Source organism: Novosphingobium chloroacetimidivorans, assembly GCF_014204535.1.
Taxonomy (GTDB): Bacteria; Pseudomonadota; Alphaproteobacteria; order Sphingomonadales; family Sphingomonadaceae; genus Novosphingobium; species Novosphingobium chloroacetimidivorans.
The window spans coordinates 80056-101406 of sequence record NZ_JACHLR010000014.1; the positions used below are offsets into that span (position 1 = coordinate 80056).

General features: G+C 68.2%; 16 protein-coding genes. 11 read left to right on the forward strand and 5 right to left on the reverse strand.

What is annotated here, in order from left to right; translation table 11 throughout:
• The first annotated feature begins 120 nt into the window (after positions 1-120).
• The 7 genes from HNO88_RS15450 (at position 121) to trxA (ending at position 11849) form a co-directional block, all read left to right on the forward strand.
• Positions 121-2475 (forward strand): sensor histidine kinase, encoded by a 2355-nt coding sequence (locus tag HNO88_RS15450; RefSeq protein WP_184247438.1) that lies wholly within the window; start codon positions 121-123, stop codon positions 2473-2475.
• A complete protein-coding gene (gene tsaE, locus HNO88_RS15455; RefSeq protein ID WP_184247440.1) occupies positions 2472-2918 on the forward strand; it encodes a tRNA (adenosine(37)-N6)-threonylcarbamoyltransferase complex ATPase subunit type 1 TsaE in 447 nt (148 codons plus the stop codon). Before HNO88_RS15450 ends, tsaE begins: the two co-directional genes overlap by 4 nt.
• Before the next feature lie 178 nt (positions 2919-3096).
• Positions 3097-4077, forward strand: coding sequence for an aminoglycoside phosphotransferase family protein (locus tag HNO88_RS15460; RefSeq protein WP_184247443.1), 981 nt, complete (start codon positions 3097-3099; stop codon positions 4075-4077).
• Positions 4074-4796 (forward strand): nucleotidyltransferase family protein, encoded by a 723-nt coding sequence (locus HNO88_RS15465; RefSeq protein WP_184247446.1) that lies wholly within the window; start codon positions 4074-4076, stop codon positions 4794-4796. Before HNO88_RS15460 ends, HNO88_RS15465 begins: the two co-directional genes overlap by 4 nt.
• Before the next feature lie 170 nt (positions 4797-4966).
• Positions 4967-7957, forward strand: a complete 2991-nt coding sequence (locus HNO88_RS15470; RefSeq protein WP_184247449.1) for a PD-(D/E)XK nuclease family protein — start codon at positions 4967-4969, stop codon at positions 7955-7957.
• Complete coding sequence (gene addA, locus HNO88_RS15475) at positions 7954-11451, forward strand: double-strand break repair helicase AddA (protein WP_184247452.1); 3498 nt, start codon at positions 7954-7956, stop codon at positions 11449-11451. The genes HNO88_RS15470 and addA overlap by 4 nt, the downstream gene beginning before the upstream one ends.
• Positions 11452-11528: 77 nt before the next feature.
• A complete protein-coding gene (gene trxA / locus HNO88_RS15480; RefSeq protein WP_184247455.1) occupies positions 11529-11849 on the forward strand; it encodes a thioredoxin in 321 nt (106 codons plus the stop codon).
• Between the two features lie 288 nt (positions 11850-12137).
• On the opposite strand, the gene HNO88_RS15485 is transcribed toward trxA, so the two are convergent.
• The 4 genes from HNO88_RS15485 to HNO88_RS15500 all read right to left on the reverse strand — a co-directional run bounded on the left by HNO88_RS15485 (position 12138) and on the right by HNO88_RS15500 (position 15553).
• Entirely contained in the window at positions 12138-12962 is an 825-nt protein-coding gene (locus HNO88_RS15485; RefSeq protein ID WP_184247458.1) for an inositol monophosphatase family protein, read from the reverse strand.
• Positions 12959-13570 (reverse strand): glutathione S-transferase family protein, encoded by a 612-nt coding sequence (locus tag HNO88_RS15490; RefSeq protein ID WP_312857091.1) that lies wholly within the window; start codon positions 13568-13570, stop codon positions 12959-12961. Before HNO88_RS15490 ends, HNO88_RS15485 begins: the two co-directional genes overlap by 4 nt.
• A gap of 4 nt (positions 13571-13574) precedes the next feature.
• A complete protein-coding gene (argJ, locus tag HNO88_RS15495) occupies positions 13575-14801 on the reverse strand; it encodes a bifunctional glutamate N-acetyltransferase/amino-acid acetyltransferase ArgJ (RefSeq protein ID WP_184247465.1) in 1227 nt (408 codons plus the stop codon).
• A gap of 95 nt (positions 14802-14896) precedes the next feature.
• On the reverse strand, positions 14897-15553 hold the full coding sequence (locus HNO88_RS15500) for an alpha/beta hydrolase (protein WP_184247469.1): 657 nt from the start codon (positions 15551-15553) through the stop codon (positions 14897-14899).
• Positions 15554-15677: 124 nt separating this feature from the next.
• Here HNO88_RS15500 and HNO88_RS15505 point away from each other — a divergent pair, with 124 nt between their 5' ends.
• From HNO88_RS15505 to HNO88_RS15515, 3 genes are read left to right on the forward strand one after another with little or no spacing between them, the layout of a single operon-like run.
• Positions 15678-16718, forward strand: a complete 1041-nt coding sequence (locus tag HNO88_RS15505) for a cysteine desulfurase family protein (RefSeq protein WP_184247472.1) — start codon at positions 15678-15680, stop codon at positions 16716-16718.
• On the forward strand, positions 16715-17791 hold the full coding sequence (locus HNO88_RS15510; RefSeq protein ID WP_184247475.1) for a cysteine desulfurase family protein: 1077 nt from the start codon (positions 16715-16717) through the stop codon (positions 17789-17791). The genes HNO88_RS15505 and HNO88_RS15510 overlap by 4 nt, the downstream gene beginning before the upstream one ends.
• 4 nt (positions 17792-17795) lie before the next feature.
• Positions 17796-18125, forward strand: coding sequence for a 2Fe-2S iron-sulfur cluster-binding protein (locus HNO88_RS15515; RefSeq protein ID WP_184247479.1), 330 nt, complete (start codon positions 17796-17798; stop codon positions 18123-18125).
• Between the two features lie 162 nt (positions 18126-18287).
• Here the strand turns inward: HNO88_RS15515 and HNO88_RS15520 are convergent, their stop codons facing one another.
• Positions 18288-18836 carry a type 1 glutamine amidotransferase domain-containing protein gene (locus HNO88_RS15520; protein ID WP_184247482.1) on the reverse strand — a complete coding sequence of 183 codons (549 nt, stop codon included), beginning with the start codon at positions 18834-18836 and terminating at the stop codon, positions 18288-18290.
• Between the two features lie 101 nt (positions 18837-18937).
• On the opposite strand from HNO88_RS15520, the gene parC reads away from it, so the two are divergent.
• Positions 18938-21220 (forward strand): DNA topoisomerase IV subunit A, encoded by a 2283-nt coding sequence (gene parC, locus HNO88_RS15525; protein ID WP_184247485.1) that lies wholly within the window; start codon positions 18938-18940, stop codon positions 21218-21220.
• The last annotated feature ends 131 nt before the right edge of the window (positions 21221-21351 follow it).

Below are 21351 nucleotides of genomic sequence, written 5' to 3' on the forward strand. Positions count from 1 at the left end.
CGTCCCCATACGCGACGCGCCCGTCCGCACGTGGGTGACGACGATGTGGCAGCCGGCCTGACGATCGTGACGCGCAACTGCCATTGTCATAGCCGCCCTCTCACCGCATAGCCGCAGGCGATGGACCAGGATCGCATCGTACCCGTTCTGCTCGGCCTGCTGCTTGCGAGCTGGACGATCGCGGCTGCCTGGACGATCGTCGCGGCGCGGCTGCGCCAGCGGCGTGCCGATGCGATCCAGCGTTCGGGCCGGCGGCTTGCCCGCATGGTCGAGGAATCGCCGGCGCTTCCCCTGCTGGTGCGTACCGATGGCCGCATCGAAGCCTCGCCGCGCCTGGCGCAGTGGCTCGGCCTCGATAGCGTGCCGCAGTTCCTCAGCGAACTCGACAGCGGCTCCAAGGGACTGAGGTCGGAGGCCCTGGCCGAGCTGACGCAAGCGGTCCTGCGCACGCAGAAGACCGCCGCACCCTTCCGCATGGTCGCGACGCCCCGTGGCTCCGATCGCAGCCTCGCCCTGCGCGGGCACCTTGCCGACCCGCAAGTCTCGCCCGGTGGCGCCGCGCTGGTCTGGGTGTTCGATTTCAGCGACAGCGAGAGCGAGCTCGTGACGCTGCGCCAGGAGGCCGCGCAGGCGCGTGGCGACTTCACGGCGCTCGTCTCGCTGATCGAAGCGGCCCCGATGCCGATGTGGTTTCGTCGGGCCGACGGCACCTTGAGGCTGGTCAACTCGGCCTATGTCGGCGCGCTCGGTGGCGAGAGTGCGGCGCAAGTCGTCGATAGCGGCGTCGAGCTGGTGGAAACCGTCGACGGTCTCAGCGCCGCCCAGGTCGCGCTGCAGGCCGCGGTGAAGGGCACGCCGATCGAGCGGTTGGTCTCCGTCACCATCGACAACCAGCGACGCGCATATCGCGTCCACGATCTGCCGCTCGGCACCGAGGGGATCGCGGGCTATGCCGTCGATGTCGAGGACCTGGAGGAGATGGCGCGCGCCTTCCGCGCCTTCCGCGAAGCGCAGCGCTCGATGCTCGACCAGCTCTCGGCCGGCGTCGCGCAGTTCGATGCCAAGCGCCGCCTGACCTTCGCCAACCGCCCGTTCCAAAGCCTGTTCAAGCTCTCGCCGACCTCGATGATCGACCCGCCCGCGTTCGAGCGCCTGCTCGACGCGGCGCGCGACATGGGTCGGGTTCCCGAAGTCCGTGACTTCCCCGCATGGCGCCGCGAGCGGGCGGCCTGGTTCGCCGCCAACGAAACGCAGGAAGAGGCCTGGCCGCTCGCCGATGGCACCCACTTGCGCATTGTCGCGCAGCCGGTGCCCGATGGCGGCCTGCTGTTGATCGCCGAGGATCGCACCGAGCAACTGCGGCTATCGGCCGTGCGCGACACCCTGCTGCGTACCCGCACCGCAACTTTCGACAGCCTGTTCGAATCCGTCGCGGTCTTCGCGCCGGATGGACGCATGCAGCTGTGGAACCGGCGTTTTGCCACCGACTGGGGGCTCGCGACCGACTTTCTCGACACCCATCCGCATATCGAGGCGCTGCTGGGCAAGATCTCGCCACGCCTGCGCGATCCCAACCAGGCCAAGACGGTGGGCGACGTGGTGCGTGCCGCGACGCTCGACCGTGCGCAGACCAGCGGCCGCATCGCTCTGGCCGATGGGCGCGTGCTCGAATTTGCCGGAGTGCCGCTGCCCGATGGCAACGGCCTGCTCACCGTGCTCGACATCACCGCATCCCAGAACGCCGAGGCGGCACTGCGCGAGCGCAACAGCGCGCTGGAGGAAGCCGACGCGATCAAGACGCGGTTCCTGGCCAACATGAGCTACGAGCTGCGCACGCCGCTGACCTCGATCGGTGGCTTTGCCGAACTGCTTCAGGCCGGCGTTGGGGGTGAGTTGAGCGAGGCGGGCGGCGACTACGTCAAGGCGATCATCGATTCGGCCGAGCGCCTGGGCGAGCAGATCGAGACGATTCTGGACCTCTCGCAAAGCGAGGCGGGTCTGCTGCCGCTCGCCAGCGAGGACATCGAACTGATGCCGTTGGTGCGCGCGGTGGTGGAGGAGCGATCCTTGCGCATCACCCGTGCCGGCCTCTCGCTGGACCTGCAAGGCAGCAACCTCATGGGCTCGATCAAGGGCGATCGACGCCGTCTTGTGCGTGCGATCGGGCACTTGGTCGACAATGCCATCGCCGCGACCCCGCAAGGCGGGCGCATCCTCGTCCAGGTCGCGCGGGAGAAGCAGGGCGGGCGCAGCGTCGCGCAGATCGTCGTGTCCGACAACGGGCCGGGCATGGACAGGGAGTCGCTCGCCCGCGCGCTCGACGGGCTGAAGATCGGTGTCGATGGCGCCACTGTAGAGCGCCGGCAGGGCCTGGGCCTGCCCCTCGCGCGGCAGTTGATCCAGGCGCACGGAGGCACGCTGCGGCTGCTGTCGGAGCCGGGGCAGGGCACTGCCGCCATCGTGGAGCTGCCGTGAGGGTCAAGCTTCCCGATCTGGCCGCCATGACGCACCTTGGCGCGCGGATCGCCCACGAGTTGCGCGCCGGCGACGTGGTGGCGCTGTCCGGCGATCTCGGCGCGGGCAAGACGACCCTGGCGCGCGCGATCATCTCCGGGCTGGGGCACGCGGGCGAAGTGCCGTCGCCGAGCTTCGCCATCATCGAGCTGTACGAGCCGCCCACGGTGCGGCTGCCGGTCGTCCATGCCGACTTCTACCGCCTCTCGCGCCCCAGCGAAGCCGAGGAGATCGGCCTCGACGACTATCGCGAGGGCGCGGCCCTGATCGCCGAATGGCCCGAGCAGGCCGGTGGCTTCGCGCATGAGCCGGGCTGCCTCTCGATCCGGCTGGAAGCTGAGGATGATGGGCGGATCGCCATTGTCGAAGCGGGGACGGATTGGCTAGGGCGGCTTCCATGGTAACGATCCTTTCGCGCTCGAAAGCCGAACAAGAACTCCGTCGTCCCCGCGAAGGCGGAGACCCCGCTTTTCTTCTGCCAGGGGGCGAAATGTCGCAAGTGAGCGGCCCCCCCGCCTTTGCGGGGGCGACGAGCATGTCTGGCACCGATCGTCTCGCAGTATCCTTCGCGAGGGCTGCGCGATGACCCTCCCTGCCGGCGTCGATACCTTCCTCGCCACGGCCGGCTGGCGCGATGCCGCGATCGAGCCGCTGCCCGGTGATGCCTCGTTCCGCCGCTACTTCCGCGTCAGCCGCGGCGAGGAGACGGCCTTGCTGATGGATGCGCCGCCCCCCAACGAGGATCCGCAACCGTTCCTGCGCGCGGCCCGTTGGCTGGACGCAAACGGCATGCGCGCACCGCGCATCCTGGCCGACAAGGCCGAGCAGGGCTTGGTGCTGCTGGAGGATTTCGGCACCGCCCGCATGCGCGACTACCTCGACGAGTACCCGGCCGACGAGATCGAGGTCTACAAGGGCGCGATCGACGCACTCGTCGCCTTGCGGGCGCTGCCTGCCGGTCCCTTCCTCGACTACTCGATGAGCGAGTACCTGCGCGAGGTGCGGCTGTTCACAGAATGGTACTGCCCGGCGCAGAACCTCTATGCCGACGCAGCGGGCTACACCGCCGCATGGGAGCAGGCGCTCGCCCCGCTGCTGCCGCGCCAGCGCCCCGGCGTCACCGTGCTGCGGGATTACCATGCCGAGAACATCATGCTGCTGGGCGCGCTCCACAAGCAGGGCCTGCTCGACTTCCAGGATGCCCTGGTCGGACACCCAGCCTACGACCTCGTCTCGCTGCTGCAGGATGCCCGGCGCGACGTTTCGCCCGAGGTGGAAGCGGCGATGATCGATCGCTACATCGCCGCGACCGGTGACAATCGCGACACGTTCCTGGCGGACTACGCCCGGCTCGGTGCGCAGCGGAACACCAAGATCGTCGGCATCTTCGTGCGGCTGTGGAAGCGCGACGGCAAGCCGCGCTACCTCGACCTCATCCCGCGTGTATGGCGCCAGCTGGAACGCGATCTGGCGCATCCAGCCCTCGCTCCGGTCGCGGCCTGGTTCGAGGTCAATGTCCCTGCGCACCTGCGTCAAGCATCCGGGGGGAGCTTCCCGGCATGAGCACCACTCTTGCCAGCGACACCGCCATGGTGCTTGCCGCCGGGCTCGGCAAGCGGATGCGCCCGCTCACCGCGACGCAGCCCAAGCCGCTGGTGCGCGTCGCGGGCAAGCCCTTGATCGACTACGCGCTCGACCAGCTCGATGCGGCGGGCATCGACAAGGCGGTCGTCAATGTCCACTACCTGGCCGATGCGTTGGAGGCGCACTTGCGCAAGCGCGATCGCGGGCCGGCGGTGACGATCTCCGACGAGCGCGACCTGCTGCTGGAAACCGGCGGGGGCATGACCAAGGCGCTTGGCCTGCTGCCCGATCCGTTCTTCGCGCTCAACAGCGATAACATCTGGTTGGAAGGTCCGCGCAACGCCTTCGCCGAGCTCTCCGCCGCGTGGGACCCGGAACAAATGGACGCGCTGCTGCTGCTTGTGCCGCACGCTCGTGCGCTCAACTACAAGGGCAAGGGCGACTTCCACCTGGATGGCCGGGGCCGCGTCTCGCGCCGGCGCTCGGGCCGTATTGCGCCGTTCATCTACTCGGGCATCCAGCTGGTCTCCCACCGCCTGATGCGGGAGGCGCCCGAAGGTGCGTTCTCGACCAACGTGCTGTGGAACCGTGCGATCGAGGAGGGGCGGCTCCATGGCGTGTCGCACACCGGCGTGTGGTTCGAGGTCGGCGATCCGCAAGCGGTGCGGGTGACGGAGGACTGGCTGACGCGTGTGTGAGCCAGGCGCGCCGCCGCTTCAAACCTTTGTTGCCTCGGTGCAGGCGGGGGCCCCGCTTCCTTGGGGCTCTGGTGTTCGGCTGAAGAATAGACGGGGCGCCCGCCTTCGCGGGGGCGGCGAGGAGAAGGACGTCGTAAGGCATCTTGACCGGCGAGTGTGTCATCTCGCCCATGCCTGACCGCCCCGGCCCCCAAGTCTACTCGATCGCCGCGCACCGTGGCTTCGCCGATGCGCTCGTCGCGGGTCTGGTTCCTCGCTATGCCGAGTCGGATTTCGGTCTTGCACGCCTGACCCTGCTGCTGCCGAGCCGCCGCGCGGTCCGCATCGTCACCGAGGCGATGGTCCGGCACTCGGGCGCCGGCATGCTGCTGCCGCGCATGACCGTCGTCGGGGACATCGACCTCGACGAGACGCTCGGCCCCTTGCTCGACCCGCTCGGCGCTGCCGACATCCCGCCTGCGGCCGACCCCACGCGCCGCTGGCTCCGCCTTGCCGAGCACCTGCGCACCGTAGAGGGCGAGGCGGCAGGCGCCGGTGCCGTGCTGCTGCGTCGCGCCTTCGAGATCGGGCGCAGCATGGATCGCCTCGCGATCGAGGGCATTGCCCCCGTGGATCTCATGTCGGACGAGGTGATCGGCCTGGTGGGCGAACTCGCCGAGCACTGGCGGGAGGCGACGCGCACGTTCCTGATGGTCCAGCAGCACTGGATCGCCGATCTGGCCGCTTGCGGCGAAGTCGATGCCCCTGAGCGGCGCAACCGGCTATTCGACTATGCTGCGCAGCATTGGGTCAAGGCGCCGCCGGCAAACCCGGTTGTCGCGGCAGGGGTGACGAGCGCCTCGCCCGCGCTGGCGAGGTTGCTGCGGGTGGTTTCGGAACTGCCGCGCGGAAGTGTGATTCTGCCCGATCTCGACCTGGCGCTCGACAAGGAGGTATGGGATGCGCTCGGCACCGCAGGCGCTCCGGTCGAGCCGGGCGATCCGCCGTTCGGGCGCAATGACGCGGTGACGCACCCGCAGTACCATCTCAAGCTTCTGCTGCACCGAATGGGCATCGCCCGCGATGAGGTGCAGACCTGGCATCGCGCCGGCCTAGCTGCCTCGCCGCCCGAGCGCAGCCGCGCGATCTCCAACTTGTTCCTGCCGCCCACACCTTCGGCGCGCTGGTCGCAGCTGGCGGCGAAGGATCGCCGGCTTGCGGGCGTTCGCCTGATGGAGAGTGCGACGCCCGCGGCCGAGGCCCAGGCGATCGCGGTGCTGATCCGCCAGGCGCTGGAAGTGCCCGAGCGCCGCGTCGCGCTGGTGACGCCCGACCGCAACCTGGCCGGCCGCGTGGTCGTGCAGCTCGGCCGCTGGGGGATCGTGGCGGACGATACCGCAGGACGGCCCCTGCCGCAGACGGCCGCTGCGCGCGTGCTGCTGCTGCTGGCCGAGCTGATCGCCGAACAGGCCGCGCCGGTGCCGCTGATAGCGCTGCTTACCCATCCGCTGGTCGCTGCGGGCGAGGAGCGGGCGATGTGGCTCGAGCAGGCCCGTGCGCTCGATCTGGCACTGCGCGGTCCACGGCCGGGACCCGGCCTGGAGCCGCTGCGAGCCAAGGCCGAAGAGGCGAGACTGGGCGAGTGGTGGACCGGGGTCGAAGCCACTCTCGCGCCCTTGTTCGTGCACGGCGAGGAGGCGTTGCTTTCCGAATTGATCGACGCCGTTGCCGCCGGCGGCGAGGCGTTGTGTGGTGAGGGGCTGTGGAGCCGACCCGACGGCCGCGCGCTCGCGCAGTTCGTCGAGGATCTGCGCGAGGCGGCTCGGCAGACGCAGAGCCGCCTCGACCCTGCGGAACTCCATGCCGTTCTGCGCGATGCGATGGAACGCGTCTCCGTCCGTCCGCCTTGGGGCGGGCATCCGCGCGTGGCGATCTATGGCCTGCTGGAAGCGCGGATGAGCCGCGCCGATCTCGTGATCTGCGGTGGACTGGTGGAAGGTGTATGGCCGGCCAGTCCCAGCCCCGATGCGCTGCTGCCGCCCGCCTTGCTGCGCGCGCTCGGCGTGCCCGGAGCCGACTTTCGCATCGGCCTTTCCGCGCACGATCTTGCGGCGGCGCTCGGCGCGCCCGAGGTGGTGCTGAGCTGGGCACGGCGGGACGAGAGTTCGCCCGTGATCCCCTCGCGCTTCGTGCTGCGGGTCAAGGCGATGCTGGGCGACAAGGCGGCGGCCGAGTTGGTCGAGCAAGACGCAGTTCGCCTCGCGCGCCTGATCGACGAAGCTCCGGCCGCCTCGCCTTATCCCCGTCCCAAGCCGATGCCGACGGCCGAGCAGCGCCGCGTCGCACTGTCGGTCACCGGACTCGATCGCCTGCGCGGCGACCCTTATCAGTTTTATGCGAACGCCATCCTGCGGTTGCGAGCCCTCGACCCGCTCGATGCCGAGCCGAGCGCGGCGTGGAAGGGCACGGCGGTGCACGCCATTCTCGACCGCTGGCACAAGGCAGGCGAGCCGCCGGCAATGCTGCGCAACATCGCCGAAGAGGTGATGGACGAGCTGAGCGCTCACCCGCTGATGCGCGCGCTGTGGCGTCCGCGTCTGCTCGCCGCGCTCGACTGGGTAGGCGAGGAGATCGCAGGACAGCGCGCGAGCGGCCGCCGTGTGCTCGCCACCGAGGTCGATGGCAGGATCGAGTGGCGCGGCGTGCGCCTGCAGGCCCGGGCCGACCGCATCGATGCTTGCGAGGATGGCGCTCTGGCGGTGATCGACTACAAGACCGGCCAACCGCCCTCGGCGCGGCGGGTGCAGGAGGGCTTTGCGCTCCAACTCGGGCTGATTGGTCTGATCGCCAGCCATGGCGGGTTCAAGGACGCCGTCGGTGAGACAATCACCGGAGAGGCGCAGCGCTTCGAGTACTGGTCGCTTGCCAAGCAAGCCGGCAAGGAGCAGTTCGGATACTGGACCGAGCCGGTGCTGGAGGGCAATCGCAAGTCGGGCATCGCGCGCGATCGTTTTTTGCCAGAAACGATCCGCTACCTCGACGATGCGCTTGATCGCTGGATCCTGGGCGGCGAGCCGTTCACCGCGCGGCTCAATCCGGACCTGCCCGGATATGCCGACTACGACCAGCTGATGCGGCTCGACGAGTGGATCGTGCAACTGGGCGGGGAGGACGCGGCATGAGCGGCCCGCATCGCCTGCAAGGCAGCCAGATGCTCGCCGTCGCGCCGGAGGATACGGTGTGGCTGTCGGCGTCGGCAGGCACCGGCAAGACGCAGGTCCTGTCGAGCCGCGTGCTGCGCCTGCTGTTGCGGCCCGAGATCGAACCCTCGCAGATCCTGTGCCTCACTTTCACAAAGGCCGGCGCGACCGAAATGGCGGCGCGCATTAACGAGAAGCTGGCCAGCTGGGTGCGCCTCGACGACATCTCCTTGACCGGTGAACTCCAGGCCATCGGCGCGGTCTTCGGCCCGGACGATCGCGCACACGCACGCACGCTGTTCGCGAGCGTGCTCGACAGCCCGGGTGGTGGCCTGCGGATCGACACGATCCACGCGTTTTCGCAATGGCTGCTGGCGGCGTTCCCGCTCGAGTCCGGACTGCTGCCGGGCACGCGGCCGATGGAGGATCGCGAAAAGGTGCTGCTCGCGCGCCAGGTCCTCGCCGACCTGCTGGTTGCCGCCGAGGCGGACCCGCTGGGCGATCCGCAGCTGCTCGGCGCGGTGGCGGACCTGTCGCTCCGGATGGGACCGGATGCGGTGCAGAGCTTCCTGCTGCGCTGCGCCTCTGCTCGCGAGGCTTGGCTGGGTCCGGGCGGATGGCAGGAGCCGATGCGCCCCAACGTGCTGCGCCTGCTCGGTCTGCCGAGCGACGCCGACATCGGTATGCTGGCGCGGATGTGCAGCGACGATGCGTTCGATGTCGCCGCCTTGCGCCGCTGTCACGCGACGCTCAGCGCCTGGCCGACCGACACCGGCCGCGAGGGTGCCGAGGCGATCGCCGCCTGGCTGGCCGCCGAGCCCGAGGTGCGGGCCAAGGCGCTGATCGACCTCCACCAGGGCCTGTTCACCAAGACCACCGGCGCCCCCAAGCGGCTCGCCAACATCCTCAAGCGCGACCCGGACTACGAGGAGCACATCCTGCGGGTGGGCGAATGCATCGCCCAGGTGCAGGACCTGGCGGCGCTGCTGGCGCTGGCCGACCGGCTCGTCCCGGCGCTGCGCCTGGGTCGCGCCTTCGCGCTGGCGTGGGACGAGGCGAAGCGACGCGAGGGCCTGATCGACTTCGACGACCAGATCCGCCAGGCCGCCGCGCTGCTCGGGCGCTCGGAACTGTCCGAGTGGATCCGCTACAAGCTCGATCGCCGGTTCGACCACATCCTGGTCGATGAGGCGCAGGACACCAATGCGGCGCAGTGGGACATCGTGTTCGCCATGGCCGAGGAGTTCTGGGCCGGGGAGGGCCAACGCGGCCGCCAGGGCGAGGGCCGCCTGCGCACGCTGTTCGTGGTGGGCGACTACAAGCAGGCGATCTTCCGCTTCCAGGGCACCAGCCCGGAAAACTTCCGCAAGGCGGCCGAGCGCGTTCGCACGTGGATGGACGAGGCGCACGAGGCCGACCGCGAAAGTCCCGCGCACAAACGCGCCCGCAGGCTGCGCGACCTGGGCCTCGATCGCAGCTTTCGTACAGCGCAGGGCGTGCTCGATTTTGTCGACGGGGCGCTGATCGAGATCGGCCATGCCGGTGTCGGGCTCGATCGTCCACCAGAGCGACACGTCGGTCAGGAGCGGCCGGGCTACGTCGCGCTGTGGCAGCCGATCGGCGTCACCTCCGATGAGCCGGCGGACGAACCTGAAGAAGGCGCCGAAACCTGGCTGTCGCGCCCCGATCGCCAGCTGGCCGAGCGCATCGCGCAGCAGGTCAAGGCCTGGATGAACCCATCAGGGCCCGGCTTTCGCCTCCACAAGGGCGGTGAGCGGCGAGCCGGTCCGGGCGACGTCATGGTGCTGGTGCGGAAGCGCAAGGAACTGGCGGGGCTGATCGTCGCGCGGCTTCACGCGCTGGGCGTGCCGGTCGCGGGTGTCGATCGCCTGCGGCTCGGCGCGCCTCTGGCGGTTAAGGACCTCGTCGCCGCGCTCCGCTTCGCCGCGCAGCCGCTCGATGATCTGAACCTGGCGAACCTGCTCGTCTCGCCGCTCATCGGGTGGAGCCAGGAGGCCTTGCTGGCGCACGGCTATCGCGAGCCAGGACCCAAGCGCGCCTTGTGGGCGCACATGCGCGCTTCGTCGGACCCTTTCGTGCGTGAGAGCGTGGCGCAGCTGTTCGGCTTGCTCGATCTTGCCGACTTCGAGCCGCCGCATGTGCTGCTGCAGTGGTTGCTGTCCGGGCCTTGGCAGGGGCGCCGTAAGCTGGTCGCGCGGCTCGGGCGAGAGGCGAATGATCCCATCGACGAACTGATCAACGCGGCCCTGGCTTACATGGCAACCGGCACGCCCAGCCTCGCCGGTTTCCTCGCCTGGTTCGACGCGGGCGAGGGCGAGTTGAAGCGTGAGGCGGACAATGCCGCAGGGCTGGTGCGGGTGATGACGGTGCACGGCTCCAAGGGGCTGCAGGCGCCGATCGTGATCCTGGCCGACGCAACCGGCAATCCCGACGAGAGCCGTGACCGCGGGTTGGACTTGCCCGATCCGCATAATCCTGAACGCCGCATCCCGCTGCCGCCGCTGCGCAAGGAGGAGAAGACCGGGCGCATCGCGGCCGAAGCTGAGCGGGTGAAGGTCGCCGAGATGCAGGAGCATTGGCGGCTGCTCTACGTGGCGATGACGCGGGCGGAAGAGGCCTTGTTCGTCGGCGGTGCGCTCGGCCCCAGGGACAAGGGTCAGCCCGCGCCGAACAGCTGGTATGCGCGGCTCGCAGCGCTGTTCCCGCCTGAAGCTGGTGTCACCGACACGATCTGGGACAGCCGTCGCGACTGGGGATCTCCGCCCGAGGCGATGGCTCCCGAACCGCTTGCCGCGACCGCCGAACTGCCGCTGCCCGATCCGCTCCCGCCCATGCTGCTGCGTTCTCCTCCGGCCGAGCCGCTGCCGCCGAGGCCACTTGCCCCGTCGGCGCTCGGGGAAGAGGCCGCGCCCGATCCGCCACTGCCTCCCGGCGCCGCTCTGGACGCCGCAAGGCGTGGCACCTTGATGCACCGCTTGCTCGAGCGCCTGCCCGAGCTGCCGCCGGCGAGCCGCGAGGCGGCCGCCCGGCAGTGGCTGGCGCGCAACGCCGCCGATTTTGTCGAGGCCGATCGTGGGGCGATGCTGGATGCAACCCTCGCCATCGTCGGCGATCCGCAATGGGCGGCGCTGTTCGGGCCGGGGAGCCTTGCCGAAGTGCCGTTCTCGGCGGTGGTCGGCGGGCAAGTGATCGCAGGCAGCGTCGATCGCCTCCTGATCGGCCCGGACGCGGTGCGCATCGTCGACTTCAAGACGGCGCGTCGACCGCCTTCCGGGCTGGACGAGGTGCCAGTGGCTACGCTGCGCCAGCTGTCGGCCTACGTCGCGGCGCTGGAGCAGATCTACCCGGGCCGTCGCGTGGAGGCCGCGGTCCTCTACACCTCGACGCCGCAACTGATCGCGCTGCCGGCGGCGCTGCTGGAGACGCACAAGCCGCACTTGGCCGCGTCTCAATAAAGCTTTCGCAACCGCACATTGCTCCTGCGGCAATCGTGCCTAGATTGCTGTCCGACAATCCTTTGGAGTACCACCAGATGCCCACCGTAGCCGTGACCGACGCCAGCTTCGAGGCCGATGTCCTCAAGTCCGACAAGCCCGTGCTGGTCGATTTCTGGGCGGACTGGTGCGGCCCGTGCAAGATGATCGGCCCTTCGCTCGAAGAGATCAGCGAGGAACTGGGCGACAAGGTGACGATCGCCAAGATGGACATCATGGCCAACACCGAGGTGCCCGGCCAGATCGGCGTCAAGTCGATCCCGCTGATGGTGCTGTTCAAGGACGGCAAGCCGGTCGCGCAGAAGCTGGGCGCCGCGCCCAAGAGCGCTCTGAAGGGCTGGCTCGAAAGCGAGCTTTGACCTGCTGACCTCCCCTGTAAGGGGGAGGGGGACCGCGCGAAGCGTGGTAGAGGGGAGTCCCGGCATACTCAGAGCTTGCCGGAACGCGCGGCTTCAGGGTGCGAATCCCCACCACCACTCGCTTTGCGAGCGGTCCCCCTCCCCGGTGCGGGGAGGACAAGCGTATAGGCGCGCTGGCGACTGCGGGGTAACGCCTGTCAAGAAAGCAACGGCCTTGCGGTCGGCGGGGCAACCCAGAAGGCACGCCGAACTCGACCCCTGTCTGACTGCGAGGCGACCGGGTCGACGTTATCGTTCCAGCTTGGCGAGGCGCCCGGCCAGCACATCCCACAGCTGAGGGGTCGAGGCGCCGATCATGCCGCGGCGCTCCCATTCGTCGACCCGATAGGCAGTGCCGTCCAGGCGCGCGGCGCGGCCACCCGCCTCGTTGAGGAACAGCACGCCGGCTGCGTGATCCCAGGGCAGGGTGCGGTTGAAGACCGAGACGTCGTTGGTGCCCAGAGCCAGGCGCGGGTACTGTTCGGCCGCACAGCGCGGGATGTCGACCGTGCGATAGAGCGGCGCGATGTGCTTTTGAACGGCCGCGCGCTCTTCGGGCTGCATGTATCCGGTGGCGAGCGCTGCGACCGGCGGCTCCTCCCCGGATGATCGTGCGCTTATTCGGTTGCCGTCGATGAAGGCGCCGCCGGCCGAACTCGCATGGCAGAACCGGCCCGACAGGCAGTCGAGGATCCAGCCACCGATCGTCTCGCCGCCGTCCGCCAGCGCCACCAACACTCCGAACGGCGCCTTGCCTTCCGCGAAGTTGTTGGTCCCGTCGAGCGGATCAACAATCCAGCACAGCCCCTCTCGCAGACGTGCGAAGATGGCGGGATCGGCAAAGGCGGCTTCCTCGCCCACGATGGTCGCCTCGGGCAGGAGATCGGCGAGTGCGGCGCCGAGGATCTCCTCGCTCTCCTTGTCGGCCACGGTGACGACATCGTCCGGCGCCTTATTGACGATGTCGGACGCGGCGAGCGACTGGTAGCGTGGCAGGATAGCGGTCTGCGCGGCCTTGCGCATCGCCGCTTCGACTTGTGCGGTGAAGGTGGCGCTGAGTTCGGGGCGCTTCATGATAGCGGTATCGCCACTTGCTCGGCGAAACCCGGCCGCGTGCAGATGCGCTGGAACCAGGCTTGGATTGCCGGAAAGGGCGGTCGCTCGATCGGCAAGGCAAACCAAGTGTTCGCGTAGACGCCCATCGGAATGTCGCCAATGCCGAATTCCACCCCTGAGAGCCACGGCGTCTCGGTCAGGTAGCGCTCTATGACTGCAAGGTGCCTGGTGCACGCGGCGACCGAGGCTGCAATCAGCTCGGGACGGCGTTCTGCGGCGGGCTTGCGCACGTTGTGCAGGAAGGCGTCGCGTTGCGCGTCGGCATAGCCGAACTGCCAGTCCATCCAGCGGTCGCCCATCGCACGTGCGCCAGCATCGGCGGGCCACCAGCGCTCACCGCCGTACTGAGCGGCAAGGTAGCGCAGGATCGCGTTCGATTCCCACAGGGTGACCTTGCCGTCTTCGATGGTCGGGATCAGCGCATTGGGGTTCTTGGCGAGGTAGGCGGCGTCCATGCCGAACTGCCCACCGGTGTCGATCCGCTCGAACTCCAGTCCGAGTTCGACGGCGAGCCAGGCGACCTTCTTGACGTTGTGCGAGTTCAGCCGGCCCCAAATCGTCAGCACGGCGTCAGCTCCTGTAGTCGGCATTGATCGAGATGTAGCCGTGCGTGAGGTCGCAGGTCCACACTTGCGTGCGGCCCTGGCCCAGGCCGAGATCGACTTCGATCGTGATGTCCTGCCCCCGAAGGTGCGCGGCGACCGGCGCTTCGTCGTAGTCGGCGAGCGGCAGGCCCTCGCGCGCGGCCCAGATGCCGCCGAAACCGATCGAGAGCTTGTCGCGGTCGGCAGGCTCTCCGGCCTTGCCCACCGCCATGACAACGCGGCCCCAGTTGGCGTCCTCGCCGGCGATGGCGGTCTTGACCAGCGGCGAGTTGGCGATGGCAAGGCCGACGCGGTGCGCGCTCTCGTCCGAGACGGCGCCGGTCACGGTGACGGCGATGAACTTGCTCGCGCCTTCGCCGTCGCGGACGACCAGGTGGGCGAGCTGGCGGCAGACGTCGTGGATCGCGGCGGCAAAGGCATCGGCACCGGCATCGTCGAACGAGGCGAGCGGGACGTTGCCCGCCTTGCCGGTCGCGAAGGCGAGTACGGTGTCGCTGGTGGAAGTGTCGCTATCGACGGTGATGCACGAGAATGTGCGGCGGTTGGCTTGCGCCAGGCACTCCTGCAGGAACCCCGGGGCGACGGCCGCATCGGTGAACAGGTAGCCCAGCATCGTCGCCATGTCCGGCGCGATCATGCCCGAGCCCTTGATGACGGCGCTGATGTTGACCTTGGTGTCGCCGATCATGGCGGTGGCGGTCGCGCCCTTGGGGAATGTGTCGGTGGTGGAGATCGTGCGGGCGACCTCCTCCCAGCTGCACTCCGATGCGGCGAGCGCGTTGCTTACGCCCTCGCGCGCCTTATCCTTGGGCAGAGGCACGCCGATTACGCCGGTCGAGGAGACGAACACCTGGTTCGCTGCGCAGCCGAGATGTTCGGCGACCTGGCTCATGATCTGCTCCACCGCCTCGCGTCCGCGATACCCGGTAAAGGCGTTCGAGTTGCCGGCGTTGACGACCAGCGCGCGGGCGTGGCCCTGCGCGACGTTCGCGCGGCCGATTTCGACTTCGCTGGAGCAGCATACGTTGCGGGTGAAGACGCCGGCGACGGTCGTGCCCTCGGCTAGCTCGACATAGGTCAGGTCGCAGCGACCCCAGTTCTTGTACCCGGCGCGAGCCACGCGCGGGGTGACGCCGGAGATGGCGGGCAAATCGGGGAACGGCGTGGCGAGCGGGGAGACGGCGTCGGACATGGTGGGGCTCTAGTCCGAGGCGCTAATCGGCGCAACGCTGACGGCCAGCGTCGACCCTGGATTGACCCGGGTCGACGCACGTCGGCAATGTCAGCTCACTTGATCGGGCAATCCGGCGCCAGTCGCATGTCGAGGTAGTTGTCGACCGAGCGCATCAGGTCTTCCATCTCGTTCTCGAAAAAGTGGTTCGCGCGTGGGACTTCATCGTGGTGGATGGTGATGTGCTTTTGCGTGCGCAGCTTGTCGACCAGCTTTTGCACGGCATTGGGTGTCACCACCGTGTCCGCAGTGCCCTGGATGATGATACCCGAGGCCGGGCATGGGGCCAGGAAGCTGAAGTCGTACATATTGGCAGGCGGTGCCACCGAGATGAAGCCGCGGATCTCTGGGCGGCGCATCAGGAGCTGCATGCCGATCAGCGCGCCAAAGCTGGTGCCGGCGATCCACGTGGTCGAGGCCTCGGGGTGGATCGACTGCACCCAGTCGAGCGCGGCAGCGGCATCGGAGAGTTCGCCAATGCCGTTGTCGAAGCTGCCCTGGCTACGGCCGACACCACGGAAGTTGAAGCGCAGCGTGGCGAAGCCGCGGTTCACGAAGGTCTTGTAGAGGTGCTGCGTGATCCGGTCGTTCATCGTGCCGCCCGCCTGCGGGTGCGGGTGGAGGATCATGGCGACGGGTGCACGAGCGCGCGAGGCGGGCTGGAAACGGCCTTCGAGGCGCCCTTCGGGACCGGGGAAAATGACTGCGGGCATGTGATTCGTGAACCTGACTTGCTGACCTGAGCGCGGCGCCATAGCAGCGCCGACGGCTCGGGGGTGCCAAATGATGGGTGTTCGCTATATAGAACTCACGCTCCCGAAAACAACTTAGTCGCAAATGGCCCCGAAACCGCTCTATCTCGACCATGCCGCCACCACGCCGCTGCTTCCTGCGGCCCGCGACGCGTGGCTGGAAGGCATGGCGCTTTGGGCCAATCCCTCGAGCCCGCATGCGGCGGGGCGCGCGGCGCGAGCAGCGCTGGAAGATGCGCGCGAGCGGTTGAAGGCGGCGCTTGGATGGCACGGCGAGGTGGTAGTCACCTCTGGCGCGAGTGAAGCGTTGAGCATGGCGATGGGGCGGTCGACCGTGCCGCTGTGCGCGGTCTCGGCAGTGGAGCATGACGCGGTACTGCGCGCTGGGGGAGCCGTCCGGAGGCTGGATGTCGATCGTGACGGCCAGGTGTTTGGCGAAGTGACCGGGCCAGGATTGGTCGCAATCCAGCACGTCAACAACGAGACGGGTGTGATCCAGCCACTCGGCTCGCTGTGCGCTGCCATCAAGCAGAGCGGTGGCCGATCGCTCGCCGATTGCGCGCAGAGCGCCGGCAAGCTCTCGCTGCCGGACGCCGACATGATCGCGATTTCGGCGCACAAGTTCGGCGGCCCGATCGGCGTCGGTGCCCTGCTGGTGCGCGACTGGTCGATGCTCACGCCCTCCGGCGGGCAGGAGCGCGGCTATCGCGGCGGCACCGAAAATCTGCCCGGCGTGCTCGCGATGGTCGCGGCGCTGGAGGCGGACCGCGATTGGCTGGATCAGGCCGCTCTACTTCGCCGTGTGTTGGAAGAAGGCATCGTTGCCGCCGGCGGAACAGTCATTGCGGCCGCAGCGCCCCGGCTCGCGACGATCGGCGCCTATCGCATGCCGGGCGTGTCCTCCGCCGTGCAGCTGATCCGCTTCGACGCGCAGGGCATCGCCATTTCCGCGGGCAGCGCCTGCTCGTCGGGCAGCCTCAAGGCCAGCCACGTGCTCACCGCGATGGCCGTGGAAGGGGCAGGAGAGGTGGTGCGTGTCAGCATCGGGCGAGAGACGACCCGCGCCGACATCGACCGCTTCCTCGGCGCGTGGAGCGCGATGGCGCAGGGGCGCGCGGCGGCATGATCTACCTCGACTATCAGGCGACGACGCCCTTGGCACCCGAAGCGCGCGAGGCGATGCTGCCGTGGCTGGGAGGTCCGGACACGACCGGCTTCGCCAATCCGCACAGCCCCCATCGCCCCGGTCGCGCGGCGGCGGCGGCGGTGGCGGTCGCCCGCGACGAGGTTGCGGCCCTCTTGCCGCCGGGCGGGCAGGTGATCTTCACCGGCAGTGCGACCGAGGCGCTGAACCTGGCGATCTTCGGCAGCGGAGCGAAGCGCCTGGCGGTGTCCGCGATCGAGCATGCCGCAGTGCTCGACACCGCACGCGCCGTAGATCCGGGCGTGACGATTTTGCCGGTGAACGGCGACGGCGTGCTCGATGGTGAAACACCGATACGCGGCGTAGACCTGGTCGCGGTCATGCAGGTCAACAACGAGATCGGCACGGTGCAACCCATCGCGGAACTGGCGCAGGCTGCGAGGCGAGCAGGCGCATTGTTCGTATGCGACGCCGTGCAAGGCGCGGGCAAGCTCGCCGCGCCCGCCGATGCCGACATGATCGCGCTGTCGGCGCACAAGCTCTACGGTCCGAAGGGGATCGGCGCCCTCTGGTTACGAGATGGACTGTCGCTGGCGCCGCTGATCCACGGCGGCGGGCAGGAGCACGGCTTGCGCTCTGGCACGCTGAGCCCGGCCCTGTGCGCCGGCTTCGGCGTCGCGGCCAGGCTGGCACGAGAGCGGATGGACGCCGATGCCGCGCATGTCCGCGCGTTGTGGCAGGCGGCGCGCTCCCGGCTGTCTCGCTGGACGCTGAACGGTTCCGCCGATGCCCGCTGGCACGGCAATCTGAACCTGCGGCTCGATGGACTGGATGTCGGCAGGCTGATGTCGGACGTGCGCGACGTGGCCTTCTCGGCAGGTTCGGCGTGCGCCAGCGGCTCGGGGCGGCCCAGTCATGTGCTCACCGCAATCGGGTTAAACGCCGATCAAGCAAAATCCTCTATCCGTCTCGGCTTCGGTCGATATACTGAGCTACAAAAATTAGAGGATGCCTGCGCACGCATAGAGGCCGCAACCGCGGCGCAGGGAGTATGATAGTGTGAACGTCCGCTTCGTGACTCCTCAAGGAGAGATCATCTCGGCCGATGCGCGCGAGGGTGCTCGCCTGCTCGAAGTGGGCCAGGCCGCCGGCATGCCGCTGGAAGGCACGTGCGAGGGCCAGATGGCCTGTTCCACCTGCCACGTGATCGTCTCGCCCGATTGGTTCGAAAAGCTCTCGCCCGCCTCGGCGGATGAAGAGGACATGCTGGACCTGGCCGCGGGAGTTGCGCGCACCAGCAGGCTGTCGTGCCAGATCGAACTTTCGGGCGAGCTTGACGGGCTGACGGTGAAGATCCCCGGAGTGTCGCGGGATATGCAGTTCGGGTGAACTTGCCGATCCGCCGTTGAGGTCCTCCCCTTTAAGGGGCGGGAGACCGCCGCGAAGCGGTGGTGGAGGGGTGTCACCGCTCGCGTAGTGATCGGGCGATAGGGTTGCACCCCTCCATAAGTCCTGCGGACTGCCACCTCCCCTTGCAGGGCAGGATCTAAACTAGGCTTCCACCTTCGCGTTCACCGCCTCGATCAGCGCCTTGCTGAACGCCGGGATATCTTCCGGCTTGCGGCTGGTGATGAGCTGGCCGTCGATCGCCACTTCCTGATCGACCACGTTGGCGCCGGCATTGCGAAGATCGGTGCGGATCGAAGGCCAGCTCGTCACCGTCTTGCCCTTGACCACGTCCGCCTCGACCAGCAGCCACGGACCGTGGCAGATCGCCGCCACGGGCTTGCCCGCCGATACGAACTGTTTGACCAGCGAAACGGCCTTATACTGCAGGCGCAGCTTGTCCGGGTTGATCTGGCCGCCGGGCAGCAGCAGCGCGTCGAACTCCTCGGCGCTCACTTGGTCGAGGGTCTGGTCCACCTTCACGCTGTCGCCCCAGTCGGTGAACTTCCAGCCCTTGATCTCGCCCGGCTTCGTCGTCTCGGTCGGACTGGCGACCGTGGTTTCGATGCCGGCATCCTCCAGCGCCTTCTTCGGATCGGTCAGTTCCACTTGCTCGAAGCCGTCGGTCGCGATGATGAGGACCTTCTTGGCCATGGTATTCTCCTGTGTTCGGGGTTCGAGACAGGAATGAACGGCGCAAAACATCGGTTCCTGCGCTTCCGCTCGGCTCACGGTGTTGCTAGGGCGTTCCGGCCATGGTGAGCCCAACCGACGAGAAAGATCCCTTCGACGCCATCGTCGATGCACCGTTCGATGCCGCGCTGTCGGAGCGGTATCTGGTCTACGCGCTCTCCACCATCACCGCCCGCTCGCTGCCCGATCTGCGCGATGGGCTGAAGCCGGTGCATCGGCGCCTCCTGTGGGCGATGCGGCAGCTGAAGCTCGATCCGGGCCAGGCCTACAAGAAGTCGGCCCGTGTCGTCGGCGACGTCATCGGCAAGTACCATCCGCATGGCGACGCCTCGGTCTACGATGCCATGGTACGCCTGGCTCAGGACTGGTCGCTGCGCTATCCGCTGGTCGAAGGGCAGGGCAACTTCGGCAACATCGACGGCGATAACGCCGCCGCCTACCGCTACACCGAGGCGCGCCTGACCAAGACCGCGATCCAGCTCATGGCCGGGCTGGACGAAGGTACGGTCGAGTACCATCCGACTTACAACGGCGAGGACGAAGAGCCCGAGATCTTCCCGGGCATCTTCCCCAACCTGCTCGCCAACGGCGCCACCGGCATCGCGGTGGGCATGGCGACCTCGATCCCCAGCCACAACGTCGCCGAGATCATCGACGCGACGCTGATGCTGATCGACAAGCCCGAGAGCACCCATGCCGAGCTGATGCAGGTGTTCAAGGGCCCGGACTTCGCCACCGGCGGGCTGGTCGTCGACAGCCCCGAGATCATCAGCCACGCCTACGAGACCGGCAAAGGCGCCTTCCGGGTGCGTGGGCGGTTCTCGACCGGGCGCATCGGTGACGCTTGGGAGGATACCGGCATCGAGAAGCTGGGGAGCGGCCAGTGGCAGCTCGTCATCTCCGAGATCCCCTACATGCTGCCCAAGGCCAAGCTGATCGAGCAGATCGCCGCGCTGATCGGCGACCGCAAGCTGCCGATCCTGGAAGACGTGCGCGATGAGAGCGACGAGGCGATCCGCATCGTCCTCATCCCCAAGAGCCGCAACGTCGATCCGGAGCTGCTGAAGGAAAGCCTCTATCGGCTTACCGACATGGAGAGCCGGTTCACGCTGAACCTCAACGTGCTCGACGCTCACCGCACGCCCGGCGTGTTGGGCCTGAAGCTGCTCCTGCAGGAATGGGTCTACAGCCAGATCGACATCCTGCTGCGCCGCACCCGGCACCGGCTGGAGAAGATCGCAGCACGGCTGGAGCTCGTCTCGGGCTATATCATCGCCTACCTCAACCTCGACCGTATCATCGAGATCATCCGCACCGAGGATGAGCCCAAGCCAGTGATGATGGCCGAGTTCGAGCTGACGGACCGCCAGGCCGAAGCGATCCTCAACATGCGGCTGCGATCTTTGCGCAAGCTGGAGGAGATGGAGCTTCGCCGCGAGCACGAGGACTTGCTGAAGGAGCAGGCCGATCTGCAAGCCTTGCTAGACAGCCCGGCCCGCCAGCGCACGCGGCTCAAGCGCGATCTCGCCAATTTGCGCAAGGACTATGCCGAGACCACCGCGTTGGGTCGCCGCCGGACGACGATCGCGCAAGCGACCCCGACCGTCGCGTTCAGCATGGACGCGATGATCGAGAAGGAGCCGGTCACCGTCATTGTCTCGCAGCGTGCCTGGGTGCGGGCGGCGCGCGGGCATGTTCCGCTCGATGGCGATTTCAAGTTCAAGGAAGGCGACGGGCCTGCCTTCGCGCTCCATGCGCAGACGACCGACAAGCTGTTGATCGCGCTCGACAACGGCCGCTTCTATACGCTCGGCGCCGACAAGTTGCCCGGCGCGCGCGGCTTCGGCGAGCCGATCCGCACCATGCTCGACATCGATACCGAAGCACAGATCGTCGCCGTGCTGCTCTACAAGCCCAAGGGCCAGCTGCTGCTGGCATCGAACCTCGGCCGCGGCTTCGCGGCGGAGGCGGACGAGATCCTGGCCGAGACGCGCAAGGGCCGGGGCGTGATGAGCACCAAGCCCGGCGTCCGCCTCGCCGTCGTGCGCGAAATCCCCCCCGAGCACGACCACCTCGCCGTGGTGGGCGATAACCGCAAGCTGCTGGTGTTCAGCCTCGCCGAGCTGCCGGTGCTGGCCAAGGGCCAGGGCGTGACGCTCCAGCGCTACCGCGACGGCGGGATGTCCGATGCGATCACGCTCAAGCTGGAGGAGGGTCTCAGTTGGACGATGGGCGGGGACAGCGGCAGGGTGCGGGTGGAAAAGGACCTGCTGCCCTGGAAAGTCGCGCGGGGAGCGGCTGGACGCCTGCCGCCGCAGGGGTTCCCGCGGGACAACAAGTTCTAACCCGCGAACTGTTGCGCAAGCTCTGGACATAGACCCTCGCCTTTGCGGGGCGAGCGAAGCTGGGAGGCGATCGGGTGACGCGCCTCAGTTCCGCCTACCGGCCGAGCGGCAGCCGCATCCCGGCCATTTCG

Bases quoted from the DNA above. Each gene is read 5' to 3' on its own strand.
- HNO88_RS15450 (WP_184247438.1), top strand. From the start codon at position 121: ATGGACCAGGATCGCATCGTACCCGTTCTGCTCGGCCTGCTGCTTGCG.
- HNO88_RS15460 (WP_184247443.1), top strand. From the start codon at position 3,097: ATGACCCTCCCTGCCGGCGTCGATACCTTCCTCGCCACGGCCGGCTGG.
- HNO88_RS15465 (WP_184247446.1), top strand. From the start codon at position 4,074: ATGAGCACCACTCTTGCCAGCGACACCGCCATGGTGCTTGCCGCCGGG.
- HNO88_RS15470 (WP_184247449.1), top strand. From the start codon at position 4,967: ATGCCTGACCGCCCCGGCCCCCAAGTCTACTCGATCGCCGCGCACCGT.
- addA (WP_184247452.1), top strand. From the start codon at position 7,954: ATGAGCGGCCCGCATCGCCTGCAAGGCAGCCAGATGCTCGCCGTCGCG.
- trxA (WP_184247455.1), top strand. From the start codon at position 11,529: ATGCCCACCGTAGCCGTGACCGACGCCAGCTTCGAGGCCGATGTCCTC.
- HNO88_RS15485 (WP_184247458.1), bottom strand. From the start codon at position 12,962: ATGAAGCGCCCCGAACTCAGCGCCACCTTCACCGCACAAGTCGAAGCG.
- argJ (WP_184247465.1), bottom strand. From the start codon at position 14,801: ATGTCCGACGCCGTCTCCCCGCTCGCCACGCCGTTCCCCGATTTGCCC.
- HNO88_RS15500 (WP_184247469.1), bottom strand. From the start codon at position 15,553: ATGCCCGCAGTCATTTTCCCCGGTCCCGAAGGGCGCCTCGAAGGCCGT.
- HNO88_RS15505 (WP_184247472.1), top strand. From the start codon at position 15,678: ATGGCCCCGAAACCGCTCTATCTCGACCATGCCGCCACCACGCCGCTG.
- HNO88_RS15510 (WP_184247475.1), top strand. From the start codon at position 16,715: ATGATCTACCTCGACTATCAGGCGACGACGCCCTTGGCACCCGAAGCG.
- HNO88_RS15520 (WP_184247482.1), bottom strand. From the start codon at position 18,836: ATGGCCAAGAAGGTCCTCATCATCGCGACCGACGGCTTCGAGCAAGTG.
- parC (WP_184247485.1), top strand. From the start codon at position 18,938: ATGGTGAGCCCAACCGACGAGAAAGATCCCTTCGACGCCATCGTCGAT.